Consider the following 16,617-nt stretch of genomic DNA (forward strand, 5'->3'; position numbering starts at 1 on the left):
GGTGTAAATATTTAGATAAAATTAGAACCCTGCAATATATATCCTTATAACTGTACATATTATTTATGAGTTTATAAACCTCTTTACATCAGTTAATTCTATATTTTACAACAATAATATAATAAATTGTAAGAATAAAAAATAACTTCAACTTGCAAAAAGCTGAAGTTATTTTTTATTTAATATAATTTATATATAACATTGACGCATGTAAGGCATATATATTTTAAGAAAACATATTCTAAACTCTGTTTGCACTTCCACAAACTTCAATTTTATGTTTAATAATTTCTTTCATTGCTGCTTTAGCAGGTGTTAAGTATTTTCTTGGATCACTTTCATCTGGATTTTCCTCAAAATATTTTTTAATTGCATTTGAAAAAGGAATTTTTAGGTCTGTGGCAATATTCACTTTGTTTATACCAAGCTCTATAGCCTTTCTTACCAACTCATCTGGGACATCGGATGCTCCGTGAAGTACTAAAGGAATATCCACAATTGCTCTTATCTTTTTTAATCTTTCAAAATCTAGCTTAGGCTTCCCTTTATATAAGCCATGTGCTGTCCCTATTGCAACAGCCAACGAATCAATACCAGTTCTCTTAACAAATTCAACAGCACTATCCGGGTCCGTATAAGCAGCATCTTTATTATCAACTACCAGATCGTCCTCTTTCCCGCCTAGCATTCCAAGCTCTGCTTCCACAGTTGCTCCATAAAGGTGTGCATATTGGACAACAGCTTTTGTAATTTTAATATTTTCTTCAAATAATTCACGAGACGCATCTATCATACATGACTTAAAGCCTGTATTTATATTCTTTTTAATCTCTATTGGATTTTCAAAGTGATCTAAATGGATTGACATAGGTATATCATATTTATTAGAAGCTGTTTTGACAATAGAAACAACATATTCTGCCCCTGCATAATCGATGGTTCCTGGTGTTCCAGCAAGAATTACAGGAGACCTCATTTCAAAAGCAGTTTCTACAACCACCTGAATAGTTTCCAGATTATGAATATTAAAAGCAGGAACTGCATAATGATCCTTCATTGCGTTTATCAAAATATCTTTTGTAGATAAAATTTTATTCATTCTGAACCTCCACTTTAATTAATGTAATGATGTTTCTGCAAGTAAAATTGACCCTCATGTTATGGATTTGTTGCATATATATAATCTTCTATGCAATCAATTATTATACCCTTTAATAGAGCTTCTGGATCATTTTTAAGTTTGTTATTTCTTATTTTTTCATACTGCAAAGGCATAAACTGCTTAATCAGTGTCAATGGAATTTCTCTTGTTCTCAAATTATCTATTAGTAACTTAACTGATTCCTTTACATCTTCTAAAGGAAGATAATATCTGCATCTATCTGAATAACTATACTTTCTAGCAAACCTTACTTTTTCTGAAGTACCATGGTAATGCTTTTGCCAGTTATCAGGCTTTTTCAACATTTGCTTATCAAGTGTTTCAATAAAATTCGAGAGTTGAATTTCAGGATTATACCTAAACAATTCATTTTCCATATAATTCAAAGAATATAACCCTTCTCTAAGAGCAAATGTCAGAGCAGGCCCAACTTTTAATATAGCAATACCATCTTGTACCATAGCTTTTAAAGAATTTGCAGTTTGATAATCTGTAGAATGGCCTTCAAATACAAAATTGGGATACTTTTTAAGTGTCTCTATCAAATTCTTTGCTTCTTCCCTATTGTAATCATGAACAGATTCATCCCCAAATTCTACGCCAGGCTGTACAACCACTGCAATGACATATTCCCAAGCCTCTATCAAATTATTCATAACAAATGCTTCTTTAAAAGTATCAACGGTATTTTCAAAGTCAGACACCTTTGTAACACTCACCAAATCCTCTTCTTCCTGACTTCCCCCTGGAATAGGCACCTCACTTCCAATTATGTAAACAGGATGTATAGCGCCAGCATCTTTTTTTATTAACTCTCCAAAAGCTTTTTCTGCTTCTAAGCAAAGTTTAGATCCTCTTTCTGCTATAATTTTTGTATTAAACTGAGCAGAATTATTGTCTTCCTTCAATTTCATACTTGTATCTATGTGTATTTTTGTAAAACCTGCAAGTACATATTCTCTAATAAGTTCTGCAGACTTTTGCATTGCTTCTATAGTATTTTCATTCTGCCATGTAAGTGGGCCTAAGTGATCTCCACCTAAAATTATTTTTTCCAGTGGAAATTTAACCTTTTCTGCAATTGAATAAACAAACTCTTTAAAGTCTTTAGGCTTCATCCCAGTATATCCACCAAATTGATTTACCTGATTAGCAGTAGCTTCTATTAATGCATAATCACCATTGGAAAGTGCTCTCTCTAAAACTGCTTCAATTACATATTCATTTGCACTGCAAGCCGAATATATACCTTTTTTAATGCCTTTTTTTTGACTTTTTACTATTTCTATCAATGGGTTTACATTACTCACAATACTCCTCCTGACTATTATTCTAAATGCCTTAATAAATCTAAAGGCTGACTTAATGTTAAATCAAACTTTTCTATCTCTTCTTTACTCCCAAAACCGTAAGCTGCCCCAACAGTAATAATATTATTTGCATCTCCTGCTTCATAATCTTTACACTTATCGCCCATAATTATAAAGCCACCCTTTGGACCGCCTTTTATTATTTCTTCTACCATTTTTATTTTCTCTGGTTGATTACATTTTATATTGTCAAAAAAAGAATATATATTACTGTTTCTCAATGCAAAATTCACGTGCTGAGTTGATCCCGTGCTAGCAATAAAAAGATTATATCCTTTTAACTTTAATACACTTAGCATTTCCATTACTCCTGGAAAAAGAAGCTTTTCTTTTAATTTTTCCATAATAATATGTTCTTTCTCACATACTAATTGGGCATATTTTTCTAATAAATCTTCTTCAGCTTCTGGATATAATTTAGGAAAAAAATCACAATTTGCCCAACCTATTAAGCCTGTAATTTTTTCAGCATGAGGAATAGGTAAATCAAATTCTAATGCAGCTTCCTGACATGCTTGTACAGCTATTTGAGCTGTATTAATAAGCGTTCCATCCATGTCAAATATTATATTTCTAACCTTTTTTATTTCTTGTAATAAATCTAGTTTACTCACCATTGAAAACTAACTCTCCTTCAATATAAGTTGCATGAACCTTTAATTCCCTAATGATATACCTATTTATTTTCACATAAAATATTTTTATTACTTTTTAAATTTAAAATTCAAAATTTATTTAGTGTATTTATGAATAAATACACCTTTAACAACCCTGTTAACTGTACCATCAGGTCTTGGATTATCTGGTGAAATAGATAATCTAAGTGAGTTTAATAATCCAAACACTTGTCCAAACAGCATATAATTAAATATTGTATAAACTTCTGGAACTTCTTCTCCATTTACTTCTATATATTTATCACATAAACTATTTAATTCTTCATTTTTAGCATAACTTACAACTGCTAATTTATGATTTCCAGTATCACCATGAATTTCTCTTATAAGATCCATATCATAAAGGTTAGTATATTTATTAGTAGAATTCATAAATATAACTAAAGTATCATCATTAATTATTGATTTAGGGCCATGTCTAAATCCTAATACAGATTCGCAAACAGTAACTACTTTTCCACTTGTAAGTTCTAAGTCTTTAAGAGCCATTTCTTGTACTAGTCCTTTTAGTATTCCAGATCCTAAATAAACTACTCTTGATGCATTAAAATCTACTAATTCTTTTACATCCTCCCAATTATTTTCTAAAATTGAGTTTCCTTGATTAACTACTGTATCAACATATTTTTTATTTTGTTCTAAGTTATTAATATCAAATATTAATAATGATGCTAATAACATACAACTAAAAGAACTTGTCATTGCAAAACTCTTATCATTTGAAAGTTCTGGCATTAGTACACAAAGATTATCATTACTTGAAGCTGCTTTCTTTGCAAGTTCTCCATCTTTATTACATGTAATAACTAATTGTGCTATGTCCTTTACATTTTCTTCAAATATATCATAAACTCCAACACTTTCAGGACTATTTCCTGATCTAGCATAAGATACAAGGATTGTTGGTACATCTTCTTCTACAAATTCTGCTGCATTTGATACTAAATCGGTTGTAGCTATAGCTTCTACTCTTAATTTTAACTTTTTTGCTAAGTATAAATAAATTGTATCTCCAACATAGTCTGAAGTACCAGCTCCAGTTAAAATTATTCTAGTATTACTTTTTAATTTTCTATTTAAAAAATCTTTTATTCTTTCTTCATTTTCTTTTACTATATTGTAAGTTTGTTCCCACAACTTAGGTTGTTGTCTTATTTCTGTAGCAGTATAAACTGCTCCTAGTTCCTTAATTTTGTCATCGCTCATTCCAAATAGCATTTTAATACCTCCTCATATAATTTGATTTTTAGATATCTATAAAAACAGTTATATTGCTGTTCTTTGATAATTAATACATTGGATTTTCTATTAATTCTTTATTTTACAAATTTTCAAGTCTATTAAACTAATTTTCTTAAAATATTACCTTATATTTTTTTCATTTTACTAAAGGCAATAATATTAATAATTCCTATATAAAAACTATACATTGCCCCTAATACGCTTAATGTTAAAAATAATGTATTAAAATTTTTTTGTATTGCATTCAAAACAATAAGAACACTTAACAAAGCATAAGCACCTGCTCTCATTACTGTTTTTTCTTTTTCCTTACTATTAATAATACTTTCTAAATTTGAAGTCTTACGTTCTCTTTTAAATTCTTTAATTACCTTTAGATTCTTTAGAAAGAAGACTCTAAAGTATAGTTCCACTAAAACTATGGCTCCAATTCCAACTAGAAAGGTATTCTGCAAAGATTTAAAATAATCTCCAAGCAAAATCATAACAATAAATATAATTGAGTATCTATAATAAAAAAGCTTAAACTTTGATTCTAATTGCTTAGATACAATATAACCATTTTTATCAAAGATATTATAATAAACTATATCTCCATATTTATCCAAGTATAAGTTGTTTCCAGATAAATTTACATCATTCTTTTTCACTTTAACATCTCCTTTCCTAAACAATATGTTTGATGTACTGAATAGTCATCATTAAGAATTACTAAATCACTATCATATCCAACCCCTATTCTTCCTTTGCGTTTATCAATCCCTAAACACTTGGCTGGATTTATAGTACAGGAATTAATAGCATAATTAAAAGGTACCATAGCTTCTTCAACTAATATTCTAAGTCCATCATTCATCTTTAATGTAGAACCAGCTAATCCTTTTGTTTCTACTAAATGAGCACTTCCATCTTCATAAATTTCTATTTCATTTCCTCCAAATATAAATTTAGAACCTGGCTCATATCCCTTAGCCATTAAAGCATCTGTAATCATAATTCCATAATCTGGTCCCTTTGCATTGAAAAAATTGTATAGAGCTGCAGTTGTAGAATGATTTCCATCACAAATTATTTCACCATACATTCCTTTAACCCTTAGTGCTGCTCCTACTAGTCCATTATTTCTATGATTAAATGATGTCATCCCATTATAAACATGAGTTTGTGATCTGGCTCCATGAGCAAAAGAAATTATTGCATCTTCATATGTTGAAGCTGAATGTCCTATACTTACTACTACATCATTATCAAACAAATATCCTGTAAGTGAATAATCTTCATCTGTTTCAGTTGCCAAAGTTACATATTTTATTAATCCTTTTGCTGCCTTTTGATAACTTTGAAATTCTTTAATAGTAGGCTTAACTATATATTCTTTGGGCTGAGCTCCCTTATATTCCATATCAAGATAAGGGCCTTCAAAGTGAATTCCTAATATTTCTGCTCCTTCATATCCTTCTTCCACTACTTTTGCAATATTACCTAAAGCCTTAGTAAGTACTTCTTTGCTTTGAGTTATAGTAGTAGGTAATATTGAAGTAACTCCTTCATTTGCAATCTTCTTCGTCCAATTTCTTAATCCTTGCTCATTTGCATCATTTGTATCAAAGCCATATGCTCCATGGCAATGCACATCTATAAACCCTGGTAGAATTCTCTTTCTACCATAATCATAAGCACCTTCTTTTTCTTTATATGTATAAATATTAACTATTTTATTATCATCAATCTCAATTTGTGCTGGTATAAATTGATCTGCAATCCAAACTCTTTTACTTTGTATTAACATACATATACCTCCTTGCGTAAGTTATTTTAATTATACATGAGTTTATCAATCTAATATTTGCACTTTTTAACAGACATATTACATCTTTCACCACTCTAATTGAAATTAAATTACTCTTCATTATAATTATAATGGAGAGTAATAATTTATTATTTATATGTACAATCTATTTTAGGAGATGGTAAAATGATAGGGTTAATAATTAGTGGACATGGTAACTTTGCATCAGGATTACACACATCTTTAAAGCTAATTGCAGGTGAACCTTGCAATGTAGAATTTGTTGACTTTGAAGGAAAAGATTCAACAGAAGATTTAAAGAAAAAATATTATGCTTCATTAAAAAACTTAGATAATTGTGAAAGTATTTTGGCTCTTAGCGATTTAGCTGGAGGTTCACCCTTTAAAACCTTAGTTGAAGTTAAAACAGAAATAGAGAAACCAATGGAAGTAATCGGTGGAACAAATTTACCTATGCTTCTTGAAATATCTATGACTAGAGATATTATAAAAGATTTACATTCATTATCTGAATCAGCAATTGAAGTAGGTAAAAGTGGTGTTGTAAAATTTAAACTTATAATTCATAAAGATGAAGAAAGTGAGGATGGCATTTAATGATGATAAATTGGGAAGTAGTTCTGTGGACCTGTATCACCGTTGCAGTATTAGTTGGTATAGGTGCTTTAATACTAATATTTATATCTGCAAGAAACCTAAAAAAAAGGACTTCTGCACTTAAAGATGTACATGTTGAATTAAAACCAGGTATGAATGTAATGTTTTGCGGTGGGATTTATGGTAAAGTTGTATCTGTAGGAAAAGAAAAAGTAGAAATTGAAATTGCTAAAAATACAGTTATAAGTATATCTAGATATTCAATTCAAAATATTGTATAAATCATAAAATAAAGAGCTGTCGCAAAACAGCTCTTTTTCATTTAAATAAAGTTTGTGCATATTCACTAGGACTTATTTCATAATGTTGTGTAAATGCTCTTGAAAAATAATGTATAGAGTTAAAACCTAACATAAATGCTATTTCACTAATAGTATGTTTGTTTTCCTTAATTAATTGCTTACTCTTTGCTAATTTCAAATCATTAATATATTTCTTCGGTGATGTATTTAAATTTTCTTTAAATAGTGTTTGCAAAGATGACCTTGAAACTGAAAATGCAACACAAAGTTCTTCTATAGTTATTGGAGTATAAACTTTCTTATCTATATATGCTAATATCCTTTCTAATAATTCATCTTGAAAATGCTGATGTGGCTCTTTTGGTAGCTTAATATCATCAATGTCCAAATAATCATATTGGAATAATCTAATTATAATTTCATGAAGATTACTTAAAATAAGATTTTCTGAATATGGCATTGTACTTGACATATCTTTTGATAAGGTTCTTATAGCCGTATATAATTCCTTTCTGCAATGAAATACTCTATTACATATTAAACTAGAGTCATCACATTCCATATCAAAAACAATTGTTAAATACGAACAAGATGAATCATTATTTACAGATTGTGTATGGAATTGATTTTTACCATATATAATTAAATCAGATGAGTTTATTGTATAATCAACTCCATCAATAGATGTATTTAAGGTTCCATTATCTACAAATGTTAATTCAAATAAATTATGTCTTTCTCCTTTAAAATTATAATGTGGGCTTTTAATTGTATAATAATAAGCAATTATTTCAGGAATATTTATAGTAGACAATATTCTATTATAAACATATGGACGATTTAAAAATTCAAGTTTAAGGTTATATCCACATGGTATTATTAAATTAAAAGTGGTCTGATTAGTCATTGGAACAATATTGAAATACATATTTGGCTTGATTTCTAATTTTCTATGTATTGCAAATAATTTAAAATCACCGTTACTTGAATCGCTTATTAATATAGATGCCATGCCATCAATAATTTCTATGTATGTTGCTTCTGAAAAATTATATAAGCTAGAAATAACCTTATCACTAGTTACAATTTGCTTTAATATTAGATCCCCTTTTTCTACATCCTTAGCGTCATCATAAATATAACCATACTTTCTAAATTTAGCACTAGTTGTTTTATCAAACATATTAAATCACCCCATTATAAATTGTATGATTATTTTACTATATATATTGTAATAAATATCTTACATCAAACTATTAACTATGTTTTTACACTATTATAAAACTATTAATATATACCATATAATATCACTAAAATCATACTTTTACAAAACTAAAATAAACTCTATCTTGTAAACGTTGTTAAAAAAAATAAAACAAGTACTAAAAAGTATAAAGATTCCTATTTGTATATAGTGTATAATCCTATTAACGAAAACAAAATGTTTTCAAAAAAGGAGGTGATACTATGCCAAATATTATATTAACAAGAATAGACAATAGATTAATTCATGGACAAGTTGCAACTCAGTGGTGTGGTTCTATTGGTGCAAATTTAATCCTAGTTGCAAATGATGTTGTAGCTGGAGATAAACTAAGACAAGGTTTAATGGATATGTGTGCACCATCTTATGCTACAACTCGTTATTGGACATTAGAAAAAACTATAAGTACAATTCATAAAGCTAATGCTAGACAGCTTATATTTATAGTTTGTGAAACTCCTTCTGATGTGTTAAAGCTTGTTGAAGGTGGAGTTCCAATAAAGAAAGTTAACATTGGAAATATGCACATGGCAGAAGGGAAAAGGCAAGTTGCTGGTTCTGTCGCAGTAAATGACAAGGATGTAGAAGCATTCAGAAAGTTAAGAGAACTAGGAGTAGAGCTTGAAATAAGAAGAGTTCCTACTGAAAGCTCAGAGAATATTGAGAAAATATTTAAATAATCAAATAATATAGGGGGGAATGCCAAATGGATTTTAATATTATACAAATTCTATTGGTTGCAGTCTTTGCATTTATAGCAGGTATTGACCAATTCAGTTTCTTAGAGTCATTATATCAACCAATCGTATCAGGAGCTGTTATTGGTGCAATTCTTGGAGATTTACAAACTGGACTTATTGTAGGTGGAACTTATCAATTAATGACAATTGGAAATATGCCTGTCGGAGGAGCTCAACCTCCAAATGCTGTTATAGGAGGAATAATGGCAGTAGTATTTGCTATTTCCTCTAAATTAGAACCAGCTGCTGCAGTTGGACTTGCAGTTCCTTTTGCATTAATAGGACAATATTGTGTTACTTTACTATTCACAATTATGTCACCATTAATGTCAAAAGCTGATAAGTATGCTGAAAAAGCAGATCCAAAAGGTATTGTAAGAATTAACTATTTAGCAATGGCTGCTTTGGGAGGATTTTTTGCCCTTGTAGTTGTTATAGGATTAGTCGGCGGTAACGCTGCTGGTGCTAAATTAACAGCACTATCAACACAATATGCTTGGATCATGGGTGGTCTTAGTGCCGCTGGTAAAATGATGCGTTATGTTGGATTTGCAATCTTATTACGTATTATGTTATCAAATGACTTATGGGGAATTTACTTTGCAGGTTTTGCACTTGCAACTATCATAGGTAAAATAGACGGTTTAGGTGGATCAGCATTATTATTAATTGCACTCATTGGAATTGCCGTATGTATTTACGACTTCCAAATTAATGTAAAAATGAAGTCTGTTACAGCAAATATAGGAATAGGAGGAGATGACGAAGATGGAATCTAATAATACATTATATAATGATTTAACTCCTGCCAAACAACTTGATAAGAAAACTCTAAACAAAATGGTTTGGCGTTCATTATTCTTACAAGCTTCATTTAACTATGAAAGAATGCAAGCTGCTGGCTGGCTATATGGAATATTACCTGGATTAGAAAAGATTCATACTGATAAAGATGACCTTGCAAAATCTATGAAACACAACTTAGAGTTCTTTAATACTCATCCATTCCTTGTAACTTTTGTTATGGGTATAATTTTATCATTAGAGGGACAAAAGGCTGATACTAATACTATCCGTGCTGTCCGTGTTGCTGCAATGGGACCTTTAGGGGGAATAGGAGATGCTATTTTCTGGTTCACATTAGTTCCAATTACTGCTGGTATCACTGCTAATATGGCTATTGGTGGATCTTTAGCTGGTCCAATACTATTCTTATTAATATTCAATGCTGTTCAATTTGGAATTAGATATTGGTTAATGCACTGGTCATATAACTTAGGTTCAAAAGCAATTGATATTTTAACTAGAAATGCAAAAGAATTTACACGTTCAGCTTCTATGCTAGGTGTATTCGTAGTTGGAGCCCTTACTTCAAACTATGGTGCAACAAAATTAGGTATTGTAATACCAAATGGAAAAGCTCCAATCGATATACAAAAGATATTAGACGGTGTTCTTCCTCAAATGCTTCCACTACTCTTCACATTAGGTTTATTCTTCCTAATTAAAAAGAAGAAATGGACTCCAGTTAAATGTATAGGTTTATTACTTGTAATTGGTCTAATTGGTGGATTCTTTAAAATATGGGGTTAATATAACTTATAAAAAAAGAAGATGCTATTTAAAATGGATTCTATAGAATGGACAGTTAGAAAAAAGGGGCATAAAGCCCAACTTCATACTGACTCTATTCTATAGGGTCTTTTTTTAGCTGATTAGTCCCCCTTTTCAGCTGCTCTTTATTTTTCTATTTTTCTATTCCTTAAGCTTTTATTATATTTTGATAATATGAGAATATAGGTACATCCAAACCATATGCCTTAACATCGTATTTTTTATGAATTCCCAAGCCCCAATATATAAAAATTTTAATTTCAACAAATATTAGTATCTTTAAATATTTTTTTATGACCATCTACAGTTTGAGAATATATTAAATACTTGTCAGTTTAGTGGGATTGTTTATGCTTGCTACAATTTACCGAGAATCTTTACGAGTATGCAACGTAACTGGATTACTACTTGAACTTATAATGAATTGAATTCTTATATTGTTCATATAATTTTTCATTCAATTCATCTCCACCATCAATGTTTGCACTATAAAATATTGGTGGATTTTTCATGCCTTTCTTAACTAAATTTTGAGCCGTAGCTGCTATAATAGAGTTTAATAGAGTTGCGCCAATAACTGTAGAAGTGGGACCTACCTTTTGCTCTAAGCCTTCTAGAGCGACACATGCATCACCAATATCACCATGATTGTCAAGAACTATATCGCAAAATTCATAAAGATTATTTCCTGAATGATGTCTTGATGAAACAGATTTTGAATACTCCAGGTTTGTTAGTCCTACTATTTTTACGCTTTTCTCCTTCGCTGCAATAGCTAATTCAATGGAAACAGGATTTCTCCCTGAAACAGAATGAATTATAAGTAGATCATCCTTCATGAAATTGATTTTACTTGCCAATATTGTTCCATACCCAACACATCTTTCCATCTTGCTTGTTATTGTAATTGGAGAAGTATCTAGCATGATTTCTCTTCCGAATATTGGATTGATCATCATAAGACCGCCTGCTCTGTAATACATTTCTTCGCTTAAAATTCCTGCATGACTTGCACCAAAGGTATAGATGGATCTTTTTTCTAAGATCGTTTTTGTGATCAGCTCAACACACTTTTCCATATTATCTTTTTCTTCAATTTCTATAGTTTTGATAAGCTCCAAGATCCTATCAACATAATCAAAATTCATTTTAACCCTCCTCGTATACAGTACATAAAGATTACTAATCTTTATGCCTCCAAAGAGAAGACATTTCAAAATGAAATGTCTTCTTTAAAAAATTATTATTTTAGTTTAGGATATCAATTTAGCAATTAATCCTTCAATAATTCCCCACAATGAGAAGTCCTGACCGCCATATACAAGCATCCATGATTGAATAGTGTGGCTGAAGAAGTATGAACCAAATCCAACTAGGAATACCATTATAATTCCGCTGACTGCTGCACCAACGACACTGCCTCTGATTCCGCCTGTTGCATTTCCAATGATAGAAGCAGTTCCTATTTCAAAGAAACAGGTGAAGGTTAGAGGAATGATAACCGTTGGGAACATGCCGGCTGTTAAAATAATTGTAACAACTGAAGTAATCATAGCTACTATGAATCCAAGAATTAAAGCATTTGGTGCATATGGAAATACGATTGGGCAGTCAAGTGCAGGAATAGCACCAGGAACAACCTTATCAGCTATACCTTTAAATGCTGGAACGATTTCTGAAATCAACATACGTACACCTTGAAGCAATACGGTAACACCAACTCCAAAATAAATTGCATGTGTAAAAATATAAGTGAATATACCAGTTTTCGCGCCTTCAAAACCCCAAACTTTTGCTGGATTAAAACCATTGGCGCTTAGAACAATTGCCATAACAATATACGTTATACAAATAGTAATTGAACCAGTAATTGATACTTCTCTGAAAAAGCCTAATGATTTAGGGAATTTTAAGCTTTCAGTAGACTTTGACTTATCACCTATTACTCTACCAAGAGATCCGGATATTACAGACAATATTGTTGTTGGATGTCCTATAGTAAAGGAATCGTCACCAGTAACTTCTTTAACAAATGGACGCATTAAATTTGGAGAAACTAACATGTATGTTGCAGTAAATATCGTAGCAAGTATAATTAATTTAGATCCGGTTAATCCAGCATCGACTCCTGCTGCTATGAATACGAATGGGAACCAGTATAGCATGTGTCCTGTTAAGAATACGGATTTCCATCTTGTAAAACGTGCAAATAAAATATTAATAAGGAATGCAACTACCATTACAATACCAATTTGAGTACCATATTGTGCTCCGATATCTACTGAGGTTGCAGCTTTTGCTTGTGGAAGTATTGTATTAAATGCTTTTGCCAAACCATCAATAGAATTTCCGGTAACTATACCGGTACCAGCAGATAAAACGAAGAATCCAATTGCTGTCATCATTGTTCCACGAACAACTTCTGTAAATGATTTTTTCTGTAATAATAAACCTATTAATGCTATAAGAGCTAAGAATATTGCGCCTTGACCGAAAATCTCGTTAATTATGAAATTTAACACTGACATAAATTAACCCCCCTTATTTTTTCAGCGTTTCAAAATAGGATAAAACATTTCCCTCAACTTCAGCTTGATTCATAAAGTTATCGATGCTAACAACAGGTACTTTTGCTCTGTCAATAATTCTTTCAGCTAGCTCTGTTGAAATAAATATAACGTTGCAGTTATTAGATAAACAAGTTCCAACATCGCCGCAAAATACTTCTGCCTCCAGCTTGTGTTTCTTTAGAATGCTTTCTATCTTCATTCTGAGCATTAATGAAGACCCGCATCCAAATCCACAAACTGTTTGAATTACTACCCTGTCCACTTTATCCCTCCTTTCTAATTTGATATAAAATGCATAAACATTAAAGTCCTATTCATTTATTAGTGAGTAAATTTCCTGTTCACTTTCACAGGAGGCAATTCTATCAATCATTCCTTCTATCATAAGCTTCTCAGCTACTGCTTGAAGAATGCTTATATGTGAATTACTATCTGTACTTGCCAAACATAATATTACATTTACAGGGTCATTTACACTGCCAAAATTAACTGGATTTTTAAGATTAATAATTGATACGGCATCCTCTAGTACAGCCGGAGACGGCTCTGCATGTGCCAATGCAAGCCCTGGTGTGATAACTATATACGGTCCCATATCTATAACAGCTTTTATCATATTGTCAACATATTCTCTTTTTATCTTTCCACTTTTTAATAACAGATACCCTGCTATTTCTATTGCTTCCTCCCAATCCTTAGCTTCAGCCTTAACCTTAATATTCTCAAAATTAATTAGCTCATTCATACTATCCCTCCAAACTATGCATATTGAGAATAATATCTGTCGTTATTCTTTTGGATTTTAACCTCAACAAATTTAATTCATTTTCAAAAATATATAACAGCTTTAACAACGAGTCTTCATTTTTGTTCTTAACTCCAAGAACAACTAGGTTTCTAACTACCTTACTATTTTTACTACCAAATATAATTGGATCTTTTAATATCAATATTGCAGTACAGTTTTCATTGATTCCATCTTCTGTTCCTGCATGAATAAATGCTGTTTCAGGTACTAAAACCATATAGGTTCCAAACTGTTCTACTGCTTCTATCATTTTATTAATATATCTCTGTTTTAATTTGCCTTTATCAAGCAGAGGCTTTGCTGCCAGTCTGATTGCATCCTCCCAAGTCTTGCAGGAGTCAACAATTTGAATATCTTCCCTGGCTACGTAATCCCTCATATATGTCTGCACTCTTTCTTCCTTTTCACAATTTGCATAAGATTTAATAAAATGATTGCACATCATTGCATAGGAAAGCTGGAACAGACGATTCTTTATGAAATCCACATCTTCAGGATAAAGTAAAGGATTAACCGTTATGGATGGAATATCATTTACATGATAATCGTTTGTAGAAATAATTAGATTAACTTCATTTTTGCTAACATAATTCTTTGCATCCCTTTCCGGCAAAGGCCCAACAATTTTACATTCCGGAATAGCCTGCAAGATTCTTGTCTTTAAAATAGACGAAGTAGCTATACCAAAGGAGCAAACCAAAAGTACAGTCATCTTTGACTTTGTCATAAAGCTATCTTCATAGGCTGATGCAATATACATTGCAATAAATGCAATCTCATTTTCATCAAATTCCAAATGGAATCTTTTTTCACATTTTAATAACTGCTTCTTGGTAAATTCATATATAAGTGGAATACTTACTTTTATTTGAAACAGGAGTTCGTTTTGTATTGTTATTTTATTTCTAATGCGATATATAGCGACTCTTAAGTGAAGGGTTAGGCCGTGAATAAAGCATTCCATGCTGCTATTATCCAAAGGCTGAATTTCTTGCAGTTCTTCAAACAGATATTTTGATATTATATTTGCTTCATCCATGTCATCATGATAGACTTTTAAGTTATAAGGGTTTTGTTCTGTTATCTTTGCATTCATTAACAAACTACAGAAGTAGGCTTTATCACCCATTGAGTATGTATAGCCACATAAGGCCTTAATTAAATTTTCATACTTAGTGCCTTCCTCATGTTCATGCAAAATGTTGCCACCATCAATTCTAAGCAGTGAATACTCAAGCAGAAGCTGTATGTTCGCTGCCTCAGCAAATCTTACATTAAGTTTATTTTCAACTAGCTCCATTATCTCATTCGCAGTTTTATCAAACTCCATTAATCTGGAATTTTCCATAACAACGTTCACTATTACTTCATCTGAGATTAATGAGGACAATATATTTTCAAAACATTTACGAATTCTATTTTCGACTCCTGAGACTTTAATGCCCTTACCTTGAATTTTATGAATTTCAACACCTTCCCTTGTAAACTCTTTCTCAACCTGCTGGAAATCAGAAATTACTGTTTGTCTACTTACACAGCAGGCATTAGCCAGCTGATCAAAGGTATTAATAGGATTACATAACAAAAGTAATGAAATAATTGAAGATCGTTCATAATTATCTAGGGTTCTAAAATTTAGTGAGTTCAGACCCCTTCGCAAATTAGAGATTTCTGAATCATCAGCACTAAGCTTTATACCTTTGCTTGATTTTCTATCAACAATTATTTTTGAACCTGATAGAAATGAATCAATAAAAGAAAAATCATTTTGTATTGTTCTAGGACTAACACTAAACTTAACTGCTAGTTGCTTAATTGTTACATACTGCCTTTGAGAACATAAATAAATTAAAATATCCTTTTGCCTTTTTGTTAATATCATTTCATTATCTCCTTGATTATATGATAAACGGTTAAAAACATCCGTTCAATACTAATAACCAGCAACCATTATAGCAATTATTATATTATTTGAGATTGATCTTGTGTCTAAATTATTTTCTATTAAGCAATATATGATATGTTAAACGTAAGCTATAAATTACCTAATGTATACCTATAATAAAAGTGCCATCCGATTGAGGATGGCACTAAATTTCTTAACTATTCTTTTTACAGTATTCCTGAATCCATGGATTCCAAGGAAGAAATTCTTCTAAGAACTCATACTATATTTCATATTAATATCAAGAATAATAAAAATTTCAAAATAATCTCCTACAATTATGTCGCGATTAGTATGTAATGGAGTTGCTTCGTCACTTTTATTTTCTGTTTTTCAGAATATTGGAACGGCTATAGTTATAATGACAATATCAGGAATTACCTTGCCCTTTATGAGCTATGGCAGAAGGTCAATATTAGCAAACTTTATTTCCGTTGATTTAGTATTAAGTTTAGGAATGAAGAAGAGTAAAATAAATTTTTAGCCTTTAAGGACTAGCTTAATACTTTAAAGAAT

18 protein-coding genes are annotated in these 16,617 nt (G+C 30.9%); 6 read left to right on the forward strand and 12 right to left on the reverse strand.

All coding sequences use genetic code 11. The annotated features are described in order from the left end of the window. Nucleotides 1-241: 241 nt before the first annotated feature. From ACJDUH_RS12180 to nagA, 6 genes are all read right to left on the reverse strand, one after another. Nucleotides 242-1,099, reverse strand: coding sequence for a tagatose bisphosphate family class II aldolase (locus ACJDUH_RS12180; protein ID WP_406765474.1), 858 nt, complete (start codon nt 1,097-1,099; stop codon nt 242-244). Between the two features lie 59 nt (nt 1,100-1,158). After that, complete coding sequence (locus tag ACJDUH_RS12185; protein ID WP_406765475.1) at nt 1,159-2,472, reverse strand: class II D-tagatose-bisphosphate aldolase non-catalytic subunit; 1,314 nt, start codon at nt 2,470-2,472, stop codon at nt 1,159-1,161. A 17-nt stretch (nt 2,473-2,489) separates the two neighbouring features. Beyond that, complete coding sequence (locus tag ACJDUH_RS12190; RefSeq protein WP_406765476.1) at nt 2,490-3,149, reverse strand: HAD family hydrolase; 660 nt, start codon at nt 3,147-3,149, stop codon at nt 2,490-2,492. Between the two features lie 114 nt (nt 3,150-3,263). Next, nucleotides 3,264-4,427, reverse strand: coding sequence for an SIS domain-containing protein (locus ACJDUH_RS12195; RefSeq protein ID WP_406765477.1), 1,164 nt, complete (start codon nt 4,425-4,427; stop codon nt 3,264-3,266). 149 nt (nt 4,428-4,576) lie between these two features. Further along, nucleotides 4,577-5,101, reverse strand: a complete 525-nt coding sequence (locus ACJDUH_RS12200; protein ID WP_406765478.1) for a hypothetical protein — start codon at nt 5,099-5,101, stop codon at nt 4,577-4,579. Then, a complete protein-coding gene (gene nagA, locus ACJDUH_RS12205) occupies nt 5,098-6,240 on the reverse strand; it encodes an N-acetylglucosamine-6-phosphate deacetylase (protein ID WP_406765479.1) in 1,143 nt (380 codons plus the stop codon). The genes ACJDUH_RS12200 and nagA overlap by 4 nt, the downstream gene beginning before the upstream one ends. A gap of 186 nt (nt 6,241-6,426) precedes the next feature. Between nagA and agaF the strand changes: the two genes are divergently transcribed. Continuing rightward, nucleotides 6,427-6,858: a PTS galactosamine/N-acetylgalactosamine transporter subunit IIA gene (agaF, locus tag ACJDUH_RS12210; RefSeq protein ID WP_406765480.1), complete on the forward strand. Its 432-nt coding sequence runs from the start codon at nt 6,427-6,429 to the stop codon at nt 6,856-6,858. Then, entirely contained in the window at nt 6,858-7,139 is a 282-nt protein-coding gene (yajC, locus tag ACJDUH_RS12215; RefSeq protein WP_406765481.1) for a preprotein translocase subunit YajC, read from the forward strand. Before agaF ends, yajC begins: the two co-directional genes overlap by 1 nt. 37 nt (nt 7,140-7,176) lie before the next feature. Here yajC and ACJDUH_RS12220 read toward each other — a convergent pair whose 3' ends face one another. Continuing rightward, nucleotides 7,177-8,343, reverse strand: a complete 1,167-nt coding sequence (locus ACJDUH_RS12220) for a helix-turn-helix domain-containing protein (RefSeq protein ID WP_406765482.1) — start codon at nt 8,341-8,343, stop codon at nt 7,177-7,179. Between the two features lie 284 nt (nt 8,344-8,627). Between ACJDUH_RS12220 and agaV the strand changes: the two genes are divergently transcribed. Genes agaV through ACJDUH_RS12235 form a run of 3 tightly spaced genes read left to right on the forward strand, consistent with a single transcriptional unit; the run spans nt 8,628 to nt 10,757 of the window. Beyond that, nucleotides 8,628-9,104: a PTS N-acetylgalactosamine transporter subunit IIB gene (gene agaV, locus ACJDUH_RS12225; RefSeq protein ID WP_406765483.1), complete on the forward strand. Its 477-nt coding sequence runs from the start codon at nt 8,628-8,630 to the stop codon at nt 9,102-9,104. 26 nt (nt 9,105-9,130) lie between these two features. After that, nucleotides 9,131-9,943, forward strand: coding sequence for a PTS mannose/fructose/sorbose/N-acetylgalactosamine transporter subunit IIC (locus ACJDUH_RS12230; protein ID WP_406765484.1), 813 nt, complete (start codon nt 9,131-9,133; stop codon nt 9,941-9,943). Further along, nucleotides 9,933-10,757, forward strand: a complete 825-nt coding sequence (locus tag ACJDUH_RS12235; protein ID WP_406765485.1) for a PTS system mannose/fructose/sorbose family transporter subunit IID — start codon at nt 9,933-9,935, stop codon at nt 10,755-10,757. Before ACJDUH_RS12230 ends, ACJDUH_RS12235 begins: the two co-directional genes overlap by 11 nt. A 425-nt stretch (nt 10,758-11,182) precedes the next feature. Here ACJDUH_RS12235 and ACJDUH_RS12240 read toward each other — a convergent pair whose 3' ends face one another. The 5 genes from ACJDUH_RS12240 to ACJDUH_RS12260 all read right to left on the reverse strand — a co-directional run bounded on the left by ACJDUH_RS12240 (nt 11,183) and on the right by ACJDUH_RS12260 (nt 16,038). Next, nucleotides 11,183-11,926, reverse strand: a complete 744-nt coding sequence (locus ACJDUH_RS12240; RefSeq protein ID WP_406765486.1) for a sugar isomerase domain-containing protein — start codon at nt 11,924-11,926, stop codon at nt 11,183-11,185. A gap of 105 nt (nt 11,927-12,031) precedes the next feature. Beyond that, complete coding sequence (locus tag ACJDUH_RS12245; protein WP_406765487.1) at nt 12,032-13,306, reverse strand: PTS ascorbate transporter subunit IIC; 1,275 nt, start codon at nt 13,304-13,306, stop codon at nt 12,032-12,034. 13 nt (nt 13,307-13,319) lie between these two features. After that, nucleotides 13,320-13,610, reverse strand: coding sequence for a PTS sugar transporter subunit IIB (locus ACJDUH_RS12250; protein WP_406765488.1), 291 nt, complete (start codon nt 13,608-13,610; stop codon nt 13,320-13,322). A gap of 48 nt (nt 13,611-13,658) precedes the next feature. After that, nucleotides 13,659-14,093, reverse strand: coding sequence for a PTS sugar transporter subunit IIA (locus tag ACJDUH_RS12255; protein ID WP_406765489.1), 435 nt, complete (start codon nt 14,091-14,093; stop codon nt 13,659-13,661). A 1-nt stretch (nt 14,094) separates the two neighbouring features. Then, entirely contained in the window at nt 14,095-16,038 is a 1,944-nt protein-coding gene (locus tag ACJDUH_RS12260) for a BglG family transcription antiterminator (protein ID WP_406765490.1), read from the reverse strand. A 343-nt stretch (nt 16,039-16,381) separates the two neighbouring features. On the opposite strand from ACJDUH_RS12260, the gene ACJDUH_RS12265 reads away from it, so the two are divergent. Beyond that, nucleotides 16,382-16,585 (forward strand): FtsW/RodA/SpoVE family cell cycle protein, encoded by a 204-nt coding sequence (locus tag ACJDUH_RS12265; protein WP_406765491.1) that lies wholly within the window; start codon nt 16,382-16,384, stop codon nt 16,583-16,585. Nucleotides 16,586-16,617: the final 32 nt, after the last annotated feature.

It is taken from the genome of Candidatus Clostridium radicumherbarum, assembly GCF_045310525.1.
GTDB classification, from domain to species: domain Bacteria; phylum Bacillota; class Clostridia; order Clostridiales; family Clostridiaceae; genus Clostridium_AT; species Clostridium_AT radicumherbarum.

Excerpts from the sequence above, each read along its gene's own strand:
- ACJDUH_RS12180 (WP_406765474.1), bottom strand. The coding sequence starts at position 1,099 with ATGAATAAAATTTTATCTACAAAAGATATTTTGATAAACGCAATGAAG.
- ACJDUH_RS12190 (WP_406765476.1), bottom strand. The coding sequence starts at position 3,149 with ATGGTGAGTAAACTAGATTTATTACAAGAAATAAAAAAGGTTAGAAAT.
- ACJDUH_RS12195 (WP_406765477.1), bottom strand. The coding sequence starts at position 4,427 with ATGCTATTTGGAATGAGCGATGACAAAATTAAGGAACTAGGAGCAGTT.
- nagA (WP_406765479.1), bottom strand. The coding sequence starts at position 6,240 with ATGTTAATACAAAGTAAAAGAGTTTGGATTGCAGATCAATTTATACCA.
- agaF (WP_406765480.1), top strand. The coding sequence starts at position 6,427 with ATGATAGGGTTAATAATTAGTGGACATGGTAACTTTGCATCAGGATTA.
- yajC (WP_406765481.1), top strand. The coding sequence starts at position 6,858 with ATGATGATAAATTGGGAAGTAGTTCTGTGGACCTGTATCACCGTTGCA.
- ACJDUH_RS12220 (WP_406765482.1), bottom strand. The coding sequence starts at position 8,343 with ATGTTTGATAAAACAACTAGTGCTAAATTTAGAAAGTATGGTTATATT.
- agaV (WP_406765483.1), top strand. The coding sequence starts at position 8,628 with ATGCCAAATATTATATTAACAAGAATAGACAATAGATTAATTCATGGA.
- ACJDUH_RS12230 (WP_406765484.1), top strand. The coding sequence starts at position 9,131 with ATGGATTTTAATATTATACAAATTCTATTGGTTGCAGTCTTTGCATTT.
- ACJDUH_RS12235 (WP_406765485.1), top strand. The coding sequence starts at position 9,933 with ATGGAATCTAATAATACATTATATAATGATTTAACTCCTGCCAAACAA.
- ACJDUH_RS12240 (WP_406765486.1), bottom strand. The coding sequence starts at position 11,926 with ATGAATTTTGATTATGTTGATAGGATCTTGGAGCTTATCAAAACTATA.
- ACJDUH_RS12245 (WP_406765487.1), bottom strand. The coding sequence starts at position 13,306 with ATGTCAGTGTTAAATTTCATAATTAACGAGATTTTCGGTCAAGGCGCA.
- ACJDUH_RS12255 (WP_406765489.1), bottom strand. The coding sequence starts at position 14,093 with ATGAATGAGCTAATTAATTTTGAGAATATTAAGGTTAAGGCTGAAGCT.
- ACJDUH_RS12260 (WP_406765490.1), bottom strand. The coding sequence starts at position 16,038 with ATGATATTAACAAAAAGGCAAAAGGATATTTTAATTTATTTATGTTCT.
- ACJDUH_RS12265 (WP_406765491.1), top strand. The coding sequence starts at position 16,382 with ATGTCGCGATTAGTATGTAATGGAGTTGCTTCGTCACTTTTATTTTCT.